Source organism: Polynucleobacter sp. HIN7, assembly GCF_030297595.1.
Lineage (GTDB): Bacteria > Pseudomonadota > Gammaproteobacteria > Burkholderiales > Burkholderiaceae > Polynucleobacter.
Genome location: NZ_AP028138.1, coordinates 555,060 through 576,235, shown reverse-complemented (window position 1 = coordinate 576,235; position 21,176 = coordinate 555,060). Strand labels below are relative to the sequence as shown.

Here is a 21,176-nt window from a genome sequence, read left to right as displayed (position 1 = left end):
AATCTCCTAAGGGTTGGTTCTAAGATCAAGTCCTGACTGCGCTCAAAAGCGCCACCCTGGATGGCTTGATCTGGGATTTCAGTCTCACCATGAGACCGATTCCAAAATTATACCTTAAATATCAATCCACTAGTGATTCGGCAATTACTCAAAATCAACCAGATTCGGCCATAATATGCGCTATGCACAGCGTATTTACTGATGAAAAAGATCTAAATGGGATGCGAGAGGCTGGCCGCCTTGCGAGCGAGGTTCTCGATTACATTGGCCCCTTTGTCAAACCCGGCGTGAGTACCGGGGAATTGGATCGTCTTTGTCACGCCTACATGCGTGATGTGCAAAAGACCATCCCCGCCCCATTAAATTATCAACCCCCAGGCTACCCGCCTTTTCCGGCATCGATCTGCACCTCGGTCAATGATGTCATTTGCCATGGCATTCCAGGTGACAAAGTACTTAAAAATGGCGACGTTGTTAATCTCGACATCACGGTCATTACCCAAGCCGGCTACTATGGGGATACCAGTCGAATGTTTGCAGTCGGCGACATCTCAATCTTGGCTACCCGATTGAACCAAGTCACGTTTGAATGCATGTGGCTTGGAATTGCCCAGGTAAAACCAGGAGCCCGTTTAGGAGATATTGGCTCTGCCATTCAGTCGCATGCCGAACAGGCTGGCTACTCGGTGGTACGCGAATACTGTGGCCACGGTATCGGTAAAGTATTCCATCAAGATCCTCAGATTCTTCATTATGGAAAACCAGGTACCGGGGAAGTATTAGAAGAAGGCATGACCTTCACGATTGAACCAATGATTAATGCTGGTCGACGCGAGATCCGAACCATGCCCGATCAGTGGACCGTGAAAACAAAAGATCGTAGTCTTTCAGCCCAATGGGAACACACTGTTTTAGTCACTCACCATGGCGTTGAGGTCTTAACCTGGTCTGCTGATACACCAAAGGCTCCTGCTTGCGTTGGCAGCCTAAACTACCGACCCAGCGTAGTCGCTGCTTAGATTCTCCTCATCTTTAGAACGCGTTCATGAGTTCGGAATCCCATCCACTCAAAGATGCACGGAGCTTAGCGTGTTCTGATTTTTTAGTTCACCAGAATATTGGCAAGTTAATGCAGCGTTTAACCCAAGCAACCGATCAACAGTTGCTGGATTTATGGAATCGCTGCAATCTTAGTACGGATGCTGCCTTGCTAGCCGTTGGTGGCTATGGTCGCTCTGAATTATTTCCTCACTCCGATATTGATATCTTAATTTTGCTTGATGATGCACGCAGTGAGGATCCGCAACTGCAGTCCAACCTGGAATCCTTCATTGCGCTGTGTTGGGACTCGGGTCTAGAAATCGGCTCTGCGGTTCGCACGCTGTCCGAGTGTTTATCAGAAGCCCAACAAGATATTACCGTGCGTACCTCGGTTTTAGAGGCGCGCTTACTGGGTGGTCATCGCGGCTTATTTAAGTTATTCAAGCGCAGTCTTGATGAAGCGATGGATCCCAAGGCATTCTTCCAGGCGAAGTTATTGGAGCAGCAGCAGCGTCACTATAAGTTTCAAGAAACACCATATGCACTCGAGCCAAATTGCAAAGAGAGTCCAGGGGGATTGCGTGATCTACAAATCATTCTATGGGTTAGTAAAGCTGCATCCCTTGGCAATAGCTTTACTGATTTATTCAAAAAAGGGTTAATCACAGAGCGCGAGCTCAAAGAACTCAATCGCAATCAGAAGTTATTGCAAAACATTCGAGCTAATTTGCATTTGCTTGCAAAACGTCGTCAAGACGTTCTAGTATTTGATCTTCAAGCCAGTCTGGCTAAGCAGATCGGGATTGATCAAGAATCAGGCAGGCTGGCCAGCGAAGAGCTGATGCGACGTTATTACTGGGCGGCCAAGGCCGTGAGCCAGCTCAACATGATTCTGCTTCAAAACATCGAAGCAATCTTATTTCCCAATGAATCACGCACGACCTATCCCATCCCAGGTCCCGATAACACAATGTTTATCGAGCGCCAAGGTTTATTAGATATTGTTGATCCCCAGCTTTACCAAAAACATCCCGAACAAATATTGCGGACATTTTTAGTGTTTGCCCAAAACCCAGCCATCAATGGTTTGTCAGCAAGCGTCTTTCGGGCCCTCTATAACGCACGGCAGCTTATGAATGCCTCGTGGCGCAAAGACCCACGAAATCGTGCTGTGTTTATGGAATTACTCAAATTACCGGATGGTGTGACCACCGCCTTTCGCCTGATGAATCAGACCAGTGTTCTGGGACGTTATTTGCCATCCTTCCGTCGCATTGTCGGCCAAATGCAGCACGATTTATTTCATGTGTACACCGTTGATCAACACATCTTGATGGTCTTGCGTAACGTACGACGCTTCATGATTCTTGAGCATACCCATGAGTTCCCATTCTGTAGCAACCTGATTGCAAGCTTTGATAAAAACTGGATTATTGTCTTGGCTGCCCTATTCCATGACATTGCTAAGGGGCGCGGGGGCGATCACTCCGAACTCGGAAAACGCGATGCCCGTACCTTTGCCAAAGACCACGGCTTAGCCAACGATGAAACCGAGCTATTAGTTTGGTTAGTTGCCGAACATCTAACGATGAGTCAAATTGCTCAAAAGCAGGATATCACCGATCCTGCGGTCATTACTGCCTTTGCAAAACGCATGCGTGACGAACGTCATTTAACCGCACTCTACTTGCTGACCGTTGCAGATATTCGGGGTACTAGCCCTAAGGTCTGGAACGCCTGGAAAGGTAAGTTATTAGAGGATCTCTATCGGGCAACTCTTCGGGTCTTGGGGGGCGCCAAACCCGATCTATCATCCGAACTGATTCAGCATAAGGAGGAAGCGTTAACCCAACTGCGTCTAGCAGGAATTGATGACGATGCACCTCAAGCCTTATGGCAGAAATTAGATGTGGCATTTTTCTTGCGCCACGAGGCTAATGATATTGCGTGGCTTACACGACACTTGTATGCAAACGTCCATACGAATGAACCAATTGTCCGTGCCCGTCTCTCACAAGCGGGCGAGGGTTTACAAGTTGCGGTTTATGTCAAAGATCAATTGGATTTATTCGCCCGCATCTGCGCCTATTTTGAGCGCCATCATTTTTCCATTTGGGATGCGCGGATTCATACAACAAAGCATGGCTATGCCTTAGATACCTTCCAAATATCTGGCAGTCATTTAGTTGATGAAGGTGGCAGCTATCGCGACTTGATTCAGTTAGTTGAGTATGAACTTGCGGAGTCCATCAAAAAATCAGCGCCGCTACCAGAACCCAATATGGGTCGTTTATCTCGACAATCGAAAAGCTTTCCAATCCAAGCTAGGGTTAATTTGCAGCCAGATGAACGCAATCAATACTTTGCTCTCACCCTCTCGGCAGCAGATCGCTCCGGTCTTCTATACGCAGTCGCTAAAGCGCTTGTTAAGCACCAAATCTCACTTCATACCGCACGTATTAATACCTTGGGTGAGCGAGTGGAAGACATCATGTTGCTTGATGGTAGCAATCTTAGTAAGAATCCAAAGCTGCAAATTCAGCTCGAGACTGAGTTGTTGGAAGTGTTAGCGGCCTGATCAAGGCGCATTGCTTATTTAAATGCCCTACGAACTCTTGGAGATTCAACGCGACTGATCTCAACCCATTCGGCAGATAGGCTCTCGCTTGCACCAGTTTGCTCTATAGGATTCAACTGGTAGCACAGATCAATGTGCCAATGGGCACCCTCAAACTTTTTTGCATTCTCAGGTATCAAATGCACGTCGATATCCAAAACATGACCGCATTCTTTTGATGGCATGCATATCCAACCTGTTTCCTCATGCACTTCACGAATTGCGGCTTCCAAATAAGTCTCACCATCATCAATATGTCCTCCAGGCTGAAAATACTTGCCGATATAAGGATGTCGGATTAGAAGAACCTTATTGTTTTGAATAACAAGTCCGCTGGCAGTAATGTGGCCATGAATTTGTAACTTATTATTCCATATCAACTTTGAATTGATCAAAATCAATTGAATAATTTGACGAAATAACTCAATGGGATTATTGGCAAAATACTTTGTAAGCAAGCGGGCTGAATTCATATTTATTGGTCAATTAAGAAACCAAAAGAATAAGACTTAAAGCTCGAAATACCAAACTGATTTTGTTGTCAGTTTTTTCCTACATTAAGCATTGAGAGTAATGCTGCCTCATCTAAGATCGGTATACCAAGCTCATTCGCCTTATCAAGCTTACTTCCCGCTTCGGAGCCAGCAACTACGAATGAGGTTTTTTGAGAGACTGAGCCTGCCACTTTAGCTCCGGCTGCCTCGAGTAGTTCTTTTGCTTGATCTCGAGAGAGTGTTGGGAGCGTTCCGGTCAGAACAAAGGTCTTACCACTTAGATCAACAGTAGTTACTCTCTCTTCTTTTTGAAACTCAATTCCAGATACCAGCAGTTGCTCAATCACCTCGCGGTTATGGGGTTCTGACATAAAACTCATGATTGAATCAGCGACCACCGGTCCAACATCATTGACCATTAATAATTCATTCATTTGTGCATCCATTAAGGCATGGATATCTCCAAAGTGCTTCGCAAGATCTTTGGCAGTACTTTCGCCAACATGACGAATCCCCAATCCAAAAATAAATCGCGCTAAGGTGGTTTTCTTGGATTGAGCAATGGATTGCAGAAGATTGTCAGCGGACTTCTCTCCCATGCGCTCCATGTTGACTAAAGCGGTAAATCCCAAGCGATAGAGATCTGCTGGTGTTCGGACCAAATTGAGATCAACCAATTGATCCACAATTTTGTCGCCTAAACCTTCAATATCCATCGCGCGGCGTTGTGCAAAATGCAATAGTGCTTGCTTGCGTTGTGCTGCACAAAATAGGCCGCCGCTACAGCGGGCAACCGCTTCGTCAGATAAGCGCTCAATATGGGACTCACAGACTGGGCAGCGGGTTGGCATGATAAATACTTGTGCATTGGCTGGCCTGCGATCCAAAACGACGGATACCACTTCAGGGATTACATCACCCGCCCGACGAACGACCACCGTGTCACCAATGCGGACATCTTTGCGTCGTACCTCATCTTCATTATGCAAGGTGGCGTTGGTTACAGTAACACCGCCTACTAAAACAGGTGCTAAGCGAGCCACAGGTGTAATCGCTCCAGTTCTACCCACTTGCACATCAATCCCTAGGACCGTGGTAATTTCTTCTTGCGCAGGATATTTATGCGCAATGGCAAAGCGTGGCGCGCGCGATACATAACCTAGTTGCGCTTGTTCAGCAAAGGAGTTCACCTTATAAACCACGCCATCAATCTCATACGGTAACTGTTGACGCTTAGCAGCAATCTCGGTGTAGAACGTCATCAAGCCCTCGAGCGAATCCACTACCCTGCGCTCTCTGCATACAGGTAAACCAAGTGATTCATATTGATTTAGCAACTCACTATGGGTTGAGGGTAGCCATTGACTTGGCTCTAAAGCACCCAGGCCATAGGCAAAAAAGCTTAAAGGACGTTTTGCAGTGATCTTTGAATCTAGCTGACGCAAACTTCCTGCAGCCGCGTTTCTAGGATTGGCAAATTCCTTCTCACCATTGGCTGCAGCCATTTTATTCATCTTCTCAAAATCCGTTCGATGTATAAATACTTCGCCACGAACTTCGATCACCTTTGGAAGTTTTGGACCCAGCAAACGCAATGGGATTGCCCGAATCGTTCGGATATTACTCGTTACATCCTCGCCACTTGCCCCATCGCCGCGGGTTGCTGCCTGGACCAAGACACCGTTCTCGTAGCGCAATGAGATTGCCAAGCCATCAAACTTCAGTTCACATGCGTACTCCACGCGATCTAAACCTAGACCCTCACGACAACGTCGATCAAACCCAATGAGTTCAGACTCCTCAAAGGCATTGTTTAAAGAAAGCATGGGGACCGAGTGCTTGATCTCCATAAATTCTTTAAGGGGAGCACCTCCTACCCGCTGTGATAAGGAGTCAGGGGTTACCCAGTCAGGGTGTTGGGCCTCAAGTTCCAATAACTCGCGATACAAACGGTCATACTCAGCATCGGGGACCAAGGGCTGGTCTAAAACATAATACGCATGCTCAAGACGAGCAAGTTCTTGCTGTAAATAATGATAACGATCCGCGGCCGAGGATCTACCTTGACTCAAGATCTTGTCCTAAGAGAATAAACGGAGTGCCGTGCCGGACCCTGCAGGGATGCCTGCTTTGTCAAGCTGAGCATAAAGAGAATCAAGTTGTTGGCGAATCACATACACCGAGTTCTCAGTTAAGTGAACTCCGTTGTCATCAACCAAGCGTCCTTGCAAGGTCTGTGCCACATCCGCAGCCTCATTGAGCATCAGCTCAAAGGGTCGCAAATGTTGTGCAACCACAGGCACTTCCAGCAAGAAAGTGACTTGTCCAATTGGCGCTTGCCGATCAAATGTCCCCGTCCGAAATACTGGCTTACCATCGACTGCATATTCAAAGGCATATTCCTGAGGGCTCATGCGGTAGCCTCTTTGGGTAAGGGCTGACTCAATATGGGGCCAAGACCATGTTTGCTGATCAAACACAATGTTCATTCCCAACAAAATATCGCTTTGCGCAGCAAGGGCATCCAGTTCTTTTGCGCTCTCTAGCATAGTATTTACAGCTGGCATATCAATTTGGGCATCCAAGGACTCTGCCAACACCTGAACACGGGAACAAAAGTCCGATAACTCAAGGACCCCAATGGGGCCACGCCGACTAGCGAGTTGAACTGCAAGCTGAATCTCAAGATACGAATGATCTGCCTCTAGGGGCTCCCAAACACCCTCATTTGCGCCAGTTGCATAAAGCCCATCGGCCATCCACGCAATTGGTAGATCGCTCCACGATTTAAGAGCCTCCAAAATCTCCAACCCAGAAATGGCTTGGTTAAAACGCAGAGTGATCACGCAATCGATCCGGGGATCAATCGTTTGAGGTGCCGGGCCTTGGTTTACTGTATCGACAGAAACAGGGGGTGCCTCGATTAGTTCTTCATCAGTGACATTAGAGCTTGGCTCAATACGCTCTTCGATTGCTTTGGATTTTGCTCGAGCATTGCGAACGTTATAGATCACCACCCAAGTAAGGAACAGAACCCCAAAAGCTCCTAGCGCCAGTTGAAGCTCTGACAAACCCAATTGAGATGCAAACTGATCAAGCGGCATTAAGCCGCCTCCACCATCGAAACAGCCGACGCAATATCAACAGCAACAATCCGCGATACGCCTTGTTCCTGCATCGTTACGCCAATTAATTGGCTGGCAATTTCCATGGTGATCTTGTTGTGTGAAATAAAGACGAACTGAGTTTTATCTGACATCCGTGCGACCATCTCAGAATAGCGCATCGTATTCGCATCATCAAGGGGGGCATCCACCTCATCGAGCAAACAGAAGGGTGCTGGATTTAGTAAGAATAAGGAGAAGACTAAGGCGATAGCTGTCAGAGCCTTCTCCCCACCGGAGAGTAAATGAATTGTGCTATTTTTCTTACCGGGCGGCTGCGCCATCACTTGGACACCTGCATCTAAGATCTCTTCGCCTGTCATAACGAGCTGCGCATTACCACCACCAAAGAGCTCAGGGAACAATCGCCCAAAATGGGTGTTCACCTGATCAAATGTGCCTTGCAATAGATCACGTGTCTCAGCATCAATCTTTGCAATCGCATCTGTCAATGTCTGGATCGCCTCATTTAAATCGGCTGATTGCGCATCTAAGAATGACTTGCGCTCACGGCTACTCGATAGCTCATCAAGAGCAGCCATGTTGACGGGTCCCAATGATTGAATCTCATTATTAAGGCGAGTGACCTCTCCTTGCAGACTGCTCGCACGCAGATCTGGGCTATAGCGCTCAGCAAGTGCTTGGTAATCCGCCTCATCGTCATTCAATAAAGTTGTGAACTGCTCATAACTCAAGCGAGCTGCTTGCTCTCGCAACTGCAGATCAACCACTCGGTCGCGCATCGGCTGTAGGGTTTGCTCAAGCATTAAACGCGCTTCATCCGCCTGACGTAACTGGTGCTGCATCGCCTCTTGCTCGGTTCTAGCCTTTGCTAACGAAGCCTCGCGCTCAGAACGGATGCCCAACAAGCTTTGTAATTTGTTTTGCGCTGCCTCATCACTCAAGGTCTTTAGCTCGTTTTGATTAGCATCAAAGCGGTCCTGAAGCTCCATAATTTGGGTTCTAGCAGTACTTTGATCACGCTGTAGATCATTGATGCGTTGCTGTAAGGAGCGAGTATTAAATGTGGCTTCTTGAGCAGTCATTTCGGCTTGACGCAAAGCAAGGCGTAATTCCTCGCGAGCAGCACTAGCTTGCTCCAGGTCATTCTGAGCAGTTGAGAGCTGAGATTCCAGGTCTGATTTTTGTGCGTTCGTATCCCGGAGCTGCTCTTCAGTTTGAGTCTTCGCCACAGAAATACTATTTAACTGTTGATTAATTTCCGATAACTCAGAATCGATTTGTGCAGCCCGAGTACTGTACTGCTCTTTAGCTTGCACTAATTGCATTTTTTCAACTTCAAAGGCATGCGCCTCTTGAACGGCTTGCTCTGCGGCAACTCGGGATTGATCGGCAGCAGCAAGTGCAGCCTGATAGTTCGCATTAGCTTGCTCGAGCTCGCTTTGCAACTCGCTCTGAATTAACTGTTGCGCCTTAAGTTGCTTCTCAAGGCTTGCCATCTCTTGTGCACGAGCCAACATTCCCGCCTGCTCAGAATCAGGCGCATACAGCTGGACACCAGCGCGCGTCACCAAATGTCCTTGTGCGGTGACCAAAGCAGCGCCACGGGTGAGTTGTGTACGTCGCCGTAACGCATCCTCCAAGGTATCAGCGATATAAATATTGCTCAACCACTCTTGCAAAACATTGGCGATGACACCAGATGCCTGCACACGTGAGATAAATGGCACAAATCCCGATGGAGCCTTAATCTCCCCAGACTCCAAATCATCGGTCAAAAGAATGGCTAAGCGACTTGGTGGCGCCTCTTTAGCAAGGCTTAGAGTCTCATTCAGACTTTTACCGGTTAATGCCGCTAGGCGCTCGCGTAATACTGACTCCAGAGCGGGCTCCCAACCCTTTTCAACTTTAAGCTCCTGCCATAAGCGTCTACTCTCTTTTAAGCCTTTACTTTCTAACCAAGGGCCAATCTTGCCTTGTGCTTGAACACTTGCTTGTAAAGCAGCCAGTGCGCTGAGTTTGGCCTCGCTTTGCTGCACATCCTGATTTGCTTTTTGAATCTGATCCAATGCAGCTTGCCGCTTGGCATCGGTGACAGGCACGTGCTCTTGGTTTTGAAGCGCCTTAGCTTTTGCTTCATCTGCTTTGCGTAAAGCCATGATGTGACGATCCGTAGCCATTTGCAAGGCTTGATCATCTGGTTTACGCATGGTAGTCAACTCATCGTGTAAACGAGTCGACCGTGAGGTGGCGTCTTCAAACTGGGCTTCACCAGCATGAATCCGCTCTTGCAAACTAACAAGTCGCTGCTCAAGGCTTGCCAATGCAGCGCGCGCGCCATCGAGTGCTTGGGTTACCGACTGCAAACGTTCATCATAGGAAGGTGCTTGCGCTTGCAGAGCCCCAAACTCTGCTTGCAATTTTATTTCGTTCTCACTCGCAGCCCGGAACTCTTGCTCGGCCTGGCGCTGCGCTTGAGCAGCCTCCTTCTCTTGCGTAGTCCAGCGATCAAGTTGGGCCTGCAAATCAGCTACTTGTTCTTGAAGGCGTTGGCGGGATTCATGAACGTATTTAATCTCGGCTTCAACTTGACTAATTTCCGCATTGGTTTCGTATAAATCGCCCTGTGCTTTGGATACCACGTCCTGCAGTGCATACTGCTGCGTGCGCATCGTTTCTAGCTCGGACTCTGCGTGACGCAGCTTTGCAGTTTCTTCTTCTAATTTGACCTGGGTTTCACGAATGGAGTTGGCGTGTTTCTCTTGCTCCTTACCTGACTCGGTTTGCTTTACAAACCACAGTAATTGCTGCTGCGATTTCATCTGAGTCAGCAGTTCGTTATGACGACTAGCCACCTCAGCCTGTGCTTCCAAACGTGCTAACTGCTGTTCTAGCTCCCGCAAAATGTCCTGAACGCGAACGAGATTCTCCTGAGTATCTTCTAAGCGGGCAGCGGTTTCTTTGCGGCGCTCCTTATATTTCGAGACGCCAGCAGCCTCCTCTAGAAAAACGCGTAACTCCTCGGGCTTGGACTCCAAAATACGAGAAATAGTGCCTTGGCCAATAATCGCGTATGCACGCGGTCCAAGGCCGGTTCCAAGAAAAATATCTTGCACGTCTTTACGGCGTACCACCTGATTGTTGATGTAGTAACTTGAGTTACCGTCGCGGGTTAAGACACGCTTAACTGAGAGCTCAGCAAAACTAGACCATTGACCTTGTGCACGACCATCGGCATTATCAAAAATGAGTTCTACGCTGGCCCGACCAGATGGTTTACGTAAGCCAGAGCCATTAAATATGACGTCTTGCATCGACTCACCGCGCAACTCGCTCGCCCGTGACTCTCCTAGAACCCAGCGAACCGCATCAATAATGTTCGACTTACCACAACCATTCGGACCAACCACACCAATTAACTGGCCAGGTAACTCAAAATGGGTTGGGTCAACAAAAGATTTGAAGCCAGATAATTTGATTGATTTCAGTTGCACGGATGTTCTTCTTAGTAAGGCAAATTAGGGGATTAATGGTCTAAACGTTCTAATCCAAGATGATAACAATCCCAGGACCATTTAACCCTTCCGTACAAGCCCCAATATAATGACTATTAAGTATTTATATTTCAGTTTTTTCTAAAAATCCTTATCAATCCTATAGTTATCTACACCTTATGACGCAAGCCCTCCAAAACACTATTGAACAAGCCTGGGAAAACCGTGGGAATTTATCTCCGAGCTCAGCACCGGTCGACATTAAACAAGCAGTTAGCACTGTTTTAGACGGTCTCAACAATGGCTCAATTCGGGTTGCCGAAAAACGAGGCGTCGGTCAATGGGATGTCAATCAGTGGGTCAAAAAAGCGGTATTGCTTTCGTTTCGCCTTGAAGACAACCAGCCAATGTCAGCCGGTGGCTTTACCCAGTTTTACGACAAGGTACCCAGCAAATTTGTAAATTACTCATCCGAAGACTTTGCCAAAGGTGGGTTTCGGGTAGTGCCACCCGCTTTTGCTCGTCGCGGCTCATTCATTGGCAAAAATGTTGTGCTCATGCCCTCCTATGTCAATATTGGCGCCTATGTGGACGAAGGTACGATGGTCGATACCTGGGCCACGGTTGGATCCTGTGCGCAAATCGGTAAAAACGTTCACCTCTCTGGCGGCGTAGGTATTGGTGGTGTCCTAGAGCCCATTCAAGCGGGTCCTGTCATCATCGAAGACAACTGTTTTATTGGCGCTCGCTCCGAGGTGGTTGAAGGAGTGGTGATTGAAGAAAACAGCGTTCTCTCAATGGGCGTCTATATTGGCCAGAGTACCAAGATTTATGACCGCGAAACTGGTGAGGTTCATTATGGTCGTGTTCCGGCAGGATCCGTCGTGGTTCCAGGATCGATTCCAGCAAGCAATGGTAAATACAGCTTGTATGCGGCAGTGATTGTGAAAAAGGTTGACGCTCAAACCAGAGCGAAGACGGCTATTAATGAACTCTTGCGTGACTAATTGATGAATACGGCCCTTACGCTCACTAAAGAGCTAATTGCATGTCGCTCGGTGACTCCTGCGGATGGCGGATGCCAAGAGCTGATTGCAAAGCGCTTAGCAGCAATTGGCTTTGAGGTCGAAACCATCGTCAGCGGTCCAGAACACTTTCAAGTGACCAATCTTTGGGCAATCAAACGAGGTAAAAACTCCCAAGGCAAAGTATTAGCCTTTGCTGGACATACGGATGTTGTTCCAACCGGACCACTCGAGCAGTGGACTAATGACCCGTTTGCCCCTACTGAGCGCGATCAATTTCTGTACGGTCGTGGCGCTGCGGATATGAAAACTTCCCTTGCCGGTTTTGTAGTGGCAACCGAAGAATTTGTACAGACGCACCCGAATCACTCTGGATCAATTGCCTTCTTAATTACCAGCGATGAGGAAGGGCCTGCCCATGATGGGACCGTAGTCGTATGCGACCTCCTTAAAAAGCGGGGTCAAAAACTGGATTACTGCATCATTGGTGAGCCCACCTCCGTAGAGCGCTTAGGCGACATGATCAAAAATGGGCGACGCGGATCGCTTTCGGGGAAATTAAAAGTCAAAGGGGTTCAGGCGCATATTGCCTACCCTCATTTAGGTCGTAATCCCATTCATGAAGTTGCCCCGGCCCTTGCGGCACTGGTTGCCAAAGAGTGGGATCGCGGCAACCAATACTTTCAGCCGACTAGTTTTCAGATCTCAAACATTCATGCCGGTACCGGTGCAAACAATATCATTCCGGGCGAGTTGGTGATTGACTTTAATTTCCGCTTCTCCACCGAAAGTACGCCAGAGCAGTTAAAAGCCGGGGTTGAATCGATCTTGCGAGACGCCAAGCTTCAGTTCAGCATTGACTGGACCTTAGGTGGCGAACCGTTCTTAACCAGCGATGGCGAATTAGCGGGTGCGATGCGCGAAGCCATTTTGGCTGAAACCCAAGTTCATACAGAGCTCTCAACTACCGGTGGCACCAGCGATGGTCGATTCATTGCAAAGATTTGCTCCCAACTGATTGAGTTTGGACCTGTGAACGCAACCAGTCACAAGATTGATGAACGCGTGGCGCTCGACTCCATTGAGCCACTGAAGAATATCTATCGTCGCGCACTTGAAAAACTAATTGCCTAAGGATTTGCTGGGTAAGCTATTGCCCATGGACCCCATTCCCATAACAACCAATTTGCCCAGCATGACAATTGATGCGTGTTGTCAACGCATTCAAAGTCTTCTGGAATCGGCTGATCTTCATTACGGACATGGTGCGAGTAATGCAGAGGCCGAGGCATTGTGGATTGTCAGCAAACAATTAGAGCGATCGCCTTCAGAAACTCTTGAGCATCTAGACTCCATGATTTCTGGAGAGCTTAGCCAAAAGGCTTTCGCGGTGGCTCAAAAACGGATTGGGTCACGTCAACCTCTCGCCTACCTTTTGGGCGAAGCTTGGTTGATGGGGGTGCCGTTTGACTGCACTCCGCAAAGCATCATTCCGCGCTCATTCATCGCCGAGCTAATCGCTCATGAAGCGCTTGAGTCTTGGTTACCCGCAGATGGCAAGGTGCTTGATTTATGCACCGGTAATGGTTCACTGGCGGTTCTCATGGCCCTTTATTACCCCGACTTGCAGGTTGTGGCTAGCGATCTCTCTTTGCCAGCTCTCGCTCTGGCCGCTCGCAATCTTGATCGCCATCACTTAAGCGATCGCATTGAATTACTGCATGGCGATCTATGGGAACCAATTGCCCAACAGGATTTACGATTTGATTTAATTGTTTGTAATCCACCCTATGTAAATGAACAGTCAATGCAAGCCCTGCCTCCAGAATATCGTGCTGAGCCGCGTGAGGCACTGGCTGGTGGATCAGATGGTATGGATCTGGTCCGTGAGATCATTCGCTCCGCTGGCGAATACCTTCATGAACGCGGCGCATTATTGCTTGAGATTGGCAATGAATATGATCATTTCCAAAAAGCTTTTGGGCATCTTTCCCCGATTTGGATGGATGTATCAGCGGGTGATCGGCAGGTATGCTTGATTGAGGCAGAGGATTTACGCCGCTAGCATTTTCTAATACAGGTCGTTGATAGCAGCGATGGCCTCATCAATCCGCTCAACTGCGATCATTTGTAAATCGGTAATTTTGGATTTTGGCAAATTAGCCTTTGGAATTATTGCAATCTTGAATCCCAATTTAGCGGCCTCCTTGAGTCTCTCCTGACCGCGCGGACATGGGCGAATTTCTCCAGCCAAGCCAACCTCACCAAATACCACCAAATGTTTTGGTAGAGCACGATTACGAATTGATGATGTGATCGCAAGCAAAACCGCAAGATCGGCAGCTGGTTCGGTAATTTTGACACCACCCACTGCATTTAGGAACACATCCTGATCAAAGCAAGCGATTCCAGCATGACGGTGCAAGACCGCTAACAGCATGGCCAAACGCGCCTGTTCTAAGCCAACCGCTAGGCGTCTAGGATTAGGAATATGCGCCGTATCAACCAGCGCCTGAATCTCAACCAACAGTGGCCGACTCCCCTCCTGCGTTACCAATACACAGGAGCCGGGCACCGTTTGCGGATGTTGCGATAGAAAAAGAGCGGACGGATTGTTGACACCCTTGAGACCTTTCTCGGTCATCGCAAAGACGCCGAGCTCATTGACCGCCCCAAAGCGGTTTTTAATCGAGCGCACTAAGCGAAATGACGAATGGGTATCGCCCTCGAAATACAAAACCGTATCGACAATATGTTCAAGTACGCGTGGACCAGCTAGATGACCATCCTTGGTCACGTGACCAACCAATAAAACACAGATGCCACTTGACTTTGCGAGACGTGTTAACTGGGCGGCGCACTCACGCACCTGAGCGACTGATCCAGGTACGGATGTGAATGCCTCGGAATATAAAGTTTGGATAGAATCAACCACCAATACCTGCGGCTGCGCAGCTTCAACCGATAGCAATAACTTTTCTAACTGAATCTCTGCCAAGATTTCAAGCTGAGGTGCATTTAAAGAAATACGTTGAGCTCGCAAGGCAATTTGAGCAGCAGACTCCTCTCCGGAGCTATATAAAACATCAATCCCTTGCATACTGAGCTCAGCGAGGGCTTGCAATAGCAAGGTGGATTTACCAATTCCAGGATCACCGCCGAGCAAAACTACTCCACCGGCTACCAATCCCCCACCCAGCACGCGATCGAGCTCCGTAATTCCTGTGGGCAAACGAGGCGAATCCTGTGCTTCAATGCTCACTAATTTTTGTCGCGGGATTGACTTGGCCAATCCCTGAAAACGATGGTTGGCGGTCTCAGCCAAAGACTCTTCAAGCGTGTTCCATGCATCGCATGCAGGACATTGGCCCTGCCATTTAGGAGAACTGCCTCCACACGCTTGGCAAACATAGAGGGTTTTGGTCTTTGCCATATCAGTCTAATTTCACACCAGATTTATTCTCTTGTGCACGTCGTGGAGCATCTTTACGACGCTCCTCTAAGTCTGCAGCACGGGCTGCCGCATCCTTTTGTTTTTGTAAAAATGCTTTTTCATTCTCAGCGCGTTCTTGTGCACGTTTCGGATCAGCCCGCTCAGCAGCCCTGCGAGCATCGCGTTCAGTCTTGATACGCTCTTTAATAATGCGTTGGTTTTCATTGAGCAATACTTCTTGTGCCCGAATCGGATCGATTTCTTTCCGATACTTAGCTCTTGCATCGCCAAGACAGGAGTTTACGAAAAACTTCTCATAACACTCCGCACTCGTTTTCTTCCAACGATATTCAACCCATTCACGCTGCAACGTTAGTTGAGCCTCGATTTGATTCAACTTTTCAAGCTCAAGTTCGTCACTTGTTGATGCATTGACTGGAACAATCGTCAATCCAAAAAGAATAGCAACAGTTAAAAATCGATCGGCGTACTTCATTAAATCTCGACCTTAGCACCCAACTCAACTAAGCGATTAGCCGGAATGTTATAAAAATCCGATGGCTTAGCAGCATTTTGCATCATCCAAGCAAAGAGACGCTCGCGCCAAACGGCCATTCCTGGAGATTTAGATGGCGTGATGGCGTCTCGCGCGAGGAAGAAGGTAGTATCCATTAAATCAAATGGCAACCCATACTGCTTGGTAATTAATTCAAGTACTTTATTGATATCAGGGGTTTCTTTAAAGCCATGCACACTGCGCACAACATAAACATTTCCACCAAGGTCTTTCAGAGATAAGCGATCTTCATCTCGGACAAAAGGCACGTCCCAGGTACTCAGCTTTAAGAAAAAGACACGTTCATGCATGACATGGTTGTGCTTTAAGTTATGCAGCATTGCCGCCGGTACAAAATCAATATGCGGGGTCAGAAAAATAGCGGTGCCTTCGACTCGATGCGGTGGATGAGCCAACAGATTCTTAATGAATCCCTCAAGCGGAATAGATTCAACAATCAATTTATCACGTAAGAGTTTGCGCCCCCGGTACCAAGTCAGTGAGCAGGTAAACATCACTAGAGCTAATGTGATGGGATACCAACCACCATCCTTGATCTTGATTAAGGTAGCAGTCCAGAAGCCAATATCAATCACCAAAAACATCACGATCATGCACAAAATAATGATTGGATTAATATGCCACTCACGACGCATCACAATGCTTAACAAAATAGTGGTCACCAGCATCGTGGAAGTAACCGAAAGTCCGTATGCTGCCGCCAAACTCACAGACTCCCTAAACTCCAACACAGTAACGATTACCATGATTAGTAGCGCCCAGTTAACAGCAGGTATATAAATCTGACCACGCTCTGAAACTGAGGTATGCAAGATATTCATACGGGGAATGAAGCCCAGTAGGATCCCTTGATTCACCATGGAAAAGGCACCAGAGATGACCGCCTGAGATGCAATCACGGTTGCAGCGGTTGCTAAACCAACGATAGGCCACAACGCCCACTCTGGAACCATGAGATAAAACGGGTTTGATATAGCAGTTGGATTTGATAACAGCAGAGCACCTTGACCCAGATAATTAAGAAGCAAGCAAGGCAAAGCGATTGTTAGCCATGTAAGACGTACAGGATTTTTTCCAAAATGCCCCATGTCAAGATATAAGGCTTCAACACCGGTTACCACCAAGACTACAGCGCCTAAAACAATGTAAGCCGTAACCGGATGATCGGAGATGAAGTTGATGGCATACAGAGGGTTAAACGCATAAATAATGTCGGGCGACTTCGCAATATTCATCACGCCCAAACCAGCCAAGACCAAAAACCATACCAAAGTAATAGGTCCAAAGAGTTGGCCCACGGCAGCAGTTCCGTATTTCTGAATTATGAATAAACAAACCAAAATTAGTAATGAGATTGGGATTACTGCGTCTGCCAAGTTGGGGGTTGCTACCGCAATACCCTCAACAGCAGAAAGCACTGAAATCGCTGGGGTAATCACAGACTCACCCAATAACATACAGGCACCCAGCATCCCAAGAACCATCACCATGAAATACTGCTTTGAATCACTTTTCATGGAGCGCAGGGCAAGCGCCATTAAAGATAAGACACCACCCTCGCCTTTGTTATCGGCACGCATAACGACAAAGACATATTTGAAGGTCACCACAATCAGAAGCGCCCAGATCATCATGGAGATCACTCCAAATAGCGCTTCGTTCGAGAATGCAATGCCATGATCTGGACTAAAGCATTCTTTGAGAGCATACAGCGGGCTTGTACCAATATCTCCAAAGACGATTCCCAAAGCCGCAAGCATCATGATTGGCAAACTCTTCTTCTGATGCTCACCACTACTCGAGATTTCGACTGGCTCTAATAGGGATGAATTGGAGTACTCAGGCTTACTAATCGTCATTCAACAATTGGGTAAAAATGATCTTGTGGCTATGATACGCCCTTTAAACCACTTAAAACAGGGAAAAGCTCGACAGGTGAAAGTAAAAAATGGTAGAATCTAAGGCTCAGGCGCGGGGTGGAGCAGTCTGGCAGCTCGTCGGGCTCATAACCCGAAGGTCATAGGTTCAAATCCTATCCCCGCAACCAATCTCTCAAGCCTTTCCGACTCAGAATGCCTATCTTTAGGTATTCACCGTGATTGGCTAGTCGTGATGCCACAATCGCTTTCGCTTCTGTCTCACGAAATCAACAATCAGCTCGTTTGTCATAGCATGCCAATGTTGAGCACCAGTAGTGGTTGTCTCTAGAAACGGAATTTGATTATCCCGATATCGTTCTTTCACAACACGATGTGGATGCCCATACCGGTTTCGATATCCATGCTGAGAAAATGCCACGGTCGGTTGAATGGCATCTAGCCACACTTGAGATGATGATGTTTTGCTACCATGATGCGGGGCCATGACCACCACTTTATTGGGCCTTTGATAACCCATTTCCTCTAGGCGCCGAGCATGTGCATGCTCTCCACGTTTTTCAATATCGCCTGTTAACCAGAAGCTTGTGCTGGCATTGCGGATCTCTAGCACGCAACTATTTTCATTGGGCTTTCCGCGATGAGACTCTGCTTTGAAGTCTACCTCCTCAGATGGATGCCAGACTTTAAAATCTACGCCATCCCATTGCCATTCTTGACCATACTGACAGGGTAATGCTGGTATGGCTGATTGTTGGATGTCATTCATTAAGGGATGATGCTCGGGCATCGTTCCCAAGAATGATTGAATATTTAAGTTCTTCATCAAAGTGTTTGCACCCCCTATGTGATCTGAGTCTTTATGGCTTATAACCAATCGGTCTAATCGATCAATTCCCTCTCCGCGAAAGTAAGGAAGCAATACCCGTTCTCCAGCATTGTCATTTTTTCCAGAAAGTGGACCAGCATCATATAAGAGTCGATGCGATTTGGTCTCAACTAGGACTGCAGCGCCCTGACCAATATCAAATACATATGCCTTAAATTGACCATGATTAATGGTATCGGTCACTTGCCAAAATAAAGGGATGCAAAGGACAAGCCCCACAATGCGACTCATTCGATGGCTTGCCATCGGACCCGGACGAATATGCCAAAAGATCCCTAAAAACGATAAAGCCATTGCCCAGAGTGATGGTTGATGAGACCAATGCACTGCCCAGTCAAATTTTGCAAGCCAGTTCAGGTATTTCGCCGTCCATTCCATTGCCTCGTGGGCGAGTTGGAGAAGGATTGGTGCAAACCACTCAGGAAGAATCGCGCCAGCAATCGCCAAAGGGGTCACAACAAAACTAATCACTGGGATTGCTAGCGCATTGGCGAATGGAGACACGATGGATACCTGGTAAAACCAATATAAAGTGCAAGGTATCAACGCAATGGTCACAATCCATTGCAAGCGGCAAGATTCAAGGAAGGCTTGTTTGAGTCGTTCGAGTCGACTGCGCTCCCACTCGCTCCCATTTGGTATACCAATGAGACTTGATGAGGAACCCATGCCATACAAAATGATGGCTACCGCTCCAAACGACAACCAGAATCCTGGGGTGTAAGGGGCCATAGGATCAATTACCAGAACCAGCAAGAGTGCAATCCACCAAATATCAAAGGCGCGTGGAATTCTGGAGGTCCAGAGTGCAAAAGCCACAATCCCAACCATGTAGAGCGTTCGTTGGGCTGGTATTTGAAATCCAGCTAACCATGCATATAAAAATGCAGTGAGTAATCCAGTACCAGCTGCTACTTTTTGAACAGGAATCATGAGCGGCCATTCACGACGACGCCATATCCAAGCCCCCAGCATGGCACCCAATCCAGAGAGCATCGTGACATGTAAGCCCGATATGGAAATTAAGTGGCCGACACCGGTGGCATTAAATACCCGCCAATCGGATTGCGCAATGGCATTTTGATCGCCAATCACTAAGGCAACTAATACCCCAACATAGGGAGCAGAAGGCTCAAGAGCCGCTTTGATCTTATTGCGAAGTCGCCAGCGTTGATACTCGATGGCTGTTTTTAATGAAATCCATCGAGACTCCTGAATTCGCTTACCCGACCTAACTGAACCATTTGCTCCAAAGCCTTGATGAAACATCCATCGTTCAAAATCAAAGCCATGGTCATTCATTAAGGTATGTGGTCTTTTGAGTTTGACAACAAATTGCCACTCCTCACCGGGGACAAGCTCCGGAATCAAACGATTTTTTTGCCACGCCCCACTCCAACTCAAGTAGATTTTTCTTGGCAAGGTCTCAGATTGATCATCATTCCATTCAACCACGTCAAAAGCAAAGCGCTGATGTTGACGATCACCACTAGGTAGTTGATCGACATATCCCCGGATCGTTAATTCTTGATCTTCAAGAGAAACTGGTAAGGGCGATGAAAGTCTCTCCTTTGCATAATGAAAGTGATATCCCCACCCCAATAATCCCAAGGCTAGCACAAGCGCTACGCATGCGAAGGTGCGATTACGATCTCGCAAGTAATAGCTAACGCTCAGCAAAATAATTCCGGAAATAATGCTGATCTCGAGGCCGTGATTCGGTAATTTGGGTAAAAAGAGAAAAGCCGACCCTCCGGCAATCCATGCCGTAATTGCGATGCGGAGCACGTTATTGGTTCAGAAGCTGGCCCCAGCGCGGTAGGGCCTGACTGACATTGCGGATAACTGCTTGTGAAAAGGTGTTTGGCTGCACGCTACGGATTTCTGCCAACACCTGCGCAATACGAGGTAAAAATGCCGGCTCATTGCGACGCCCTTGTTCAGAGCGTAACCATGCTGGTGGAATATCTGGCGAATCGGTCTCGGTCACGATAGCTTCTATTGGCAACTCTTGAATAAGCCTACGAATTTGCAAAGCACGCTCATAAGTTGCCGCGCCTCCAAAACCCAGTTTGAATCCAAGATCAATAAATTGGTGGGCCTGCTGAAAACTGCCATTAAATGCATGGGCAATGCCGCCACTTAAATTTCGTTGGCGAAGCGCCTTCAAAATCATGTCCTGAGAGCGACGAACATGCAAGATCACCGGCAGTTGATAGTGTTGGGCTAAGTCTAGTTGCGCATGAAAGAATAGAGCCTGTCGATGCGGATCTAACTCAGCAACAAAATAATCGAGGCCAATTTCACCAATACCGACAAAGTGAGGGTCATTTTTAGCATTGGCTACTGCAGTCTCTAACGTTTTTAGATCACTTTCGCTAGCACGATCGGTAAACAGGGGATGAATCCCTAAGGTATAGACTAAATATGGAATGTCGCCCTTAAACCGATGGGTAAGCTCTTGAACGGCCTCAAAATCTTGGGCTCGTACTGCAGGCAATAAGATACCGGCTACGCCAGCACATTTTGCACGCTCTACGATGCTCTCGATATCACTCAAAAATTCTGGGGCATCGAGGTGGCAATGGGTATCAAGCCACATCA

At 47.6% G+C, this 21,176-nt stretch carries 14 protein-coding genes and 1 tRNA gene; 6 read left to right on the top strand and 9 right to left on the bottom strand.

Annotated elements, in window-relative coordinates:
• Positions 1–182: 182 nt before the first annotated feature.
• Together map and QUE64_RS02960 are read left to right on the top strand one after the other, a co-directional pair.
• Positions 183–1,019 (top strand): type I methionyl aminopeptidase, encoded by an 837-nt coding sequence (gene map / locus QUE64_RS02965; RefSeq protein WP_286225844.1) that lies wholly within the window; start codon positions 183–185, stop codon positions 1,017–1,019.
• 26 nt (positions 1,020–1,045) lie between these two features.
• The gene (locus tag QUE64_RS02960) at positions 1,046–3,619 is read left to right on the top strand and encodes a [protein-PII] uridylyltransferase (protein ID WP_286225843.1); all 2,574 of its coding nucleotides are present in this window, start codon (positions 1,046–1,048) and stop codon (positions 3,617–3,619) included.
• Between the two features lie 14 nt (positions 3,620–3,633).
• On the opposite strand, the gene QUE64_RS02955 is transcribed toward QUE64_RS02960, so the two are convergent.
• The 4 genes from QUE64_RS02955 to smc all read right to left on the bottom strand — a co-directional run bounded on the left by QUE64_RS02955 (position 3,634) and on the right by smc (position 10,771).
• Positions 3,634–4,131, bottom strand: a complete 498-nt coding sequence (locus QUE64_RS02955; protein ID WP_286225842.1) for an NUDIX hydrolase — start codon at positions 4,129–4,131, stop codon at positions 3,634–3,636.
• 68 nt (positions 4,132–4,199) lie between these two features.
• Complete coding sequence (ligA, locus tag QUE64_RS02950; RefSeq protein WP_286225841.1) at positions 4,200–6,224, bottom strand: NAD-dependent DNA ligase LigA; 2,025 nt, start codon at positions 6,222–6,224, stop codon at positions 4,200–4,202.
• A gap of 9 nt (positions 6,225–6,233) precedes the next feature.
• Positions 6,234–7,256 carry a cell division protein ZipA C-terminal FtsZ-binding domain-containing protein gene (locus QUE64_RS02945; protein WP_286225840.1) on the bottom strand — a complete coding sequence of 341 codons (1,023 nt, stop codon included), beginning with the start codon at positions 7,254–7,256 and terminating at the stop codon, positions 6,234–6,236.
• Positions 7,256–10,771 carry a chromosome segregation protein SMC gene (smc, locus tag QUE64_RS02940; RefSeq protein ID WP_286225839.1) on the bottom strand — a complete coding sequence of 1,172 codons (3,516 nt, stop codon included), beginning with the start codon at positions 10,769–10,771 and terminating at the stop codon, positions 7,256–7,258. The genes QUE64_RS02945 and smc overlap by 1 nt, the downstream gene beginning before the upstream one ends.
• A gap of 179 nt (positions 10,772–10,950) precedes the next feature.
• Here smc and dapD point away from each other — a divergent pair, with 179 nt between their 5' ends.
• The 3 genes from dapD (at position 10,951) to prmB (ending at position 13,861) form a co-directional block, all read left to right on the top strand.
• Positions 10,951–11,778, top strand: a complete 828-nt coding sequence (gene dapD, locus QUE64_RS02935) for a 2,3,4,5-tetrahydropyridine-2,6-dicarboxylate N-succinyltransferase (protein WP_286225838.1) — start codon at positions 10,951–10,953, stop codon at positions 11,776–11,778.
• A gap of 3 nt (positions 11,779–11,781) precedes the next feature.
• Complete coding sequence (gene dapE / locus QUE64_RS02930) at positions 11,782–12,930, top strand: succinyl-diaminopimelate desuccinylase (protein ID WP_286225837.1); 1,149 nt, start codon at positions 11,782–11,784, stop codon at positions 12,928–12,930.
• Between the two features lie 61 nt (positions 12,931–12,991).
• Positions 12,992–13,861, top strand: coding sequence for a 50S ribosomal protein L3 N(5)-glutamine methyltransferase (gene prmB, locus QUE64_RS02925; protein WP_286225836.1), 870 nt, complete (start codon positions 12,992–12,994; stop codon positions 13,859–13,861).
• A gap of 6 nt (positions 13,862–13,867) precedes the next feature.
• On the opposite strand, the gene radA is transcribed toward prmB, so the two are convergent.
• The 3 genes from radA to QUE64_RS02910 are packed head-to-tail and all read right to left on the bottom strand — an operon-like array spanning position 13,868 to position 17,569.
• A complete protein-coding gene (gene radA / locus QUE64_RS02920) occupies positions 13,868–15,229 on the bottom strand; it encodes a DNA repair protein RadA (protein WP_286225835.1) in 1,362 nt (453 codons plus the stop codon).
• Position 15,230: 1 nt separating this feature from the next.
• Positions 15,231–15,725 carry a hypothetical protein gene (locus QUE64_RS02915; RefSeq protein WP_286224317.1) on the bottom strand — a complete coding sequence of 165 codons (495 nt, stop codon included), beginning with the start codon at positions 15,723–15,725 and terminating at the stop codon, positions 15,231–15,233.
• A complete protein-coding gene (locus QUE64_RS02910; RefSeq protein WP_458574697.1) occupies positions 15,725–17,569 on the bottom strand; it encodes a potassium transporter Kup in 1,845 nt (614 codons plus the stop codon). The genes QUE64_RS02915 and QUE64_RS02910 overlap by 1 nt, the downstream gene beginning before the upstream one ends.
• 207 nt (positions 17,570–17,776) lie before the next feature.
• Between QUE64_RS02910 and QUE64_RS02905 the strand changes: the two genes are divergently transcribed.
• Positions 17,777–17,853, top strand: a tRNA-Met gene (locus tag QUE64_RS02905).
• Positions 17,854–17,909: 56 nt separating this feature from the next.
• On the opposite strand, the gene QUE64_RS02900 is transcribed toward QUE64_RS02905, so the two are convergent.
• Positions 17,910–20,360, bottom strand: coding sequence for a DNA internalization-related competence protein ComEC/Rec2 (locus tag QUE64_RS02900; RefSeq protein ID WP_286225834.1), 2,451 nt, complete (start codon positions 20,358–20,360; stop codon positions 17,910–17,912).
• Position 20,361: 1 nt separating this feature from the next.
• Positions 20,362–21,174, bottom strand: coding sequence for a TatD family hydrolase (locus QUE64_RS02895; RefSeq protein ID WP_286226154.1), 813 nt, complete (start codon positions 21,172–21,174; stop codon positions 20,362–20,364).
• Positions 21,175–21,176: the final 2 nt, after the last annotated feature.

Coding starts and splice junctions, on each gene's coding strand:
- map (WP_286225844.1), top strand. CDS start 183: ATGCACAGCGTATTTACTGATGAAAAAGATCTAAATGGGATGCGAGAG.
- QUE64_RS02895 (WP_286226154.1), bottom strand. CDS start 21,174: ATGTGGCTTGATACCCATTGCCACCTCGATGCCCCAGAATTTTTGAGT.
- radA (WP_286225835.1), bottom strand. CDS start 15,229: ATGGCAAAGACCAAAACCCTCTATGTTTGCCAAGCGTGTGGAGGCAGT.
- QUE64_RS02960 (WP_286225843.1), top strand. CDS start 1,046: ATGAGTTCGGAATCCCATCCACTCAAAGATGCACGGAGCTTAGCGTGT.
- prmB (WP_286225836.1), top strand. CDS start 12,992: ATGACAATTGATGCGTGTTGTCAACGCATTCAAAGTCTTCTGGAATCG.
- QUE64_RS02910 (WP_458574697.1), bottom strand. CDS start 17,569: ATGATGCTTGCGGCTTTGGGAATCGTCTTTGGAGATATTGGTACAAGC.
- dapD (WP_286225838.1), top strand. CDS start 10,951: ATGACGCAAGCCCTCCAAAACACTATTGAACAAGCCTGGGAAAACCGT.
- QUE64_RS02955 (WP_286225842.1), bottom strand. CDS start 4,131: ATGAATTCAGCCCGCTTGCTTACAAAGTATTTTGCCAATAATCCCATT.
- dapE (WP_286225837.1), top strand. CDS start 11,782: ATGAATACGGCCCTTACGCTCACTAAAGAGCTAATTGCATGTCGCTCG.
- QUE64_RS02945 (WP_286225840.1), bottom strand. CDS start 7,256: ATGCCGCTTGATCAGTTTGCATCTCAATTGGGTTTGTCAGAGCTTCAA.
- QUE64_RS02915 (WP_286224317.1), bottom strand. CDS start 15,725: ATGAAGTACGCCGATCGATTTTTAACTGTTGCTATTCTTTTTGGATTG.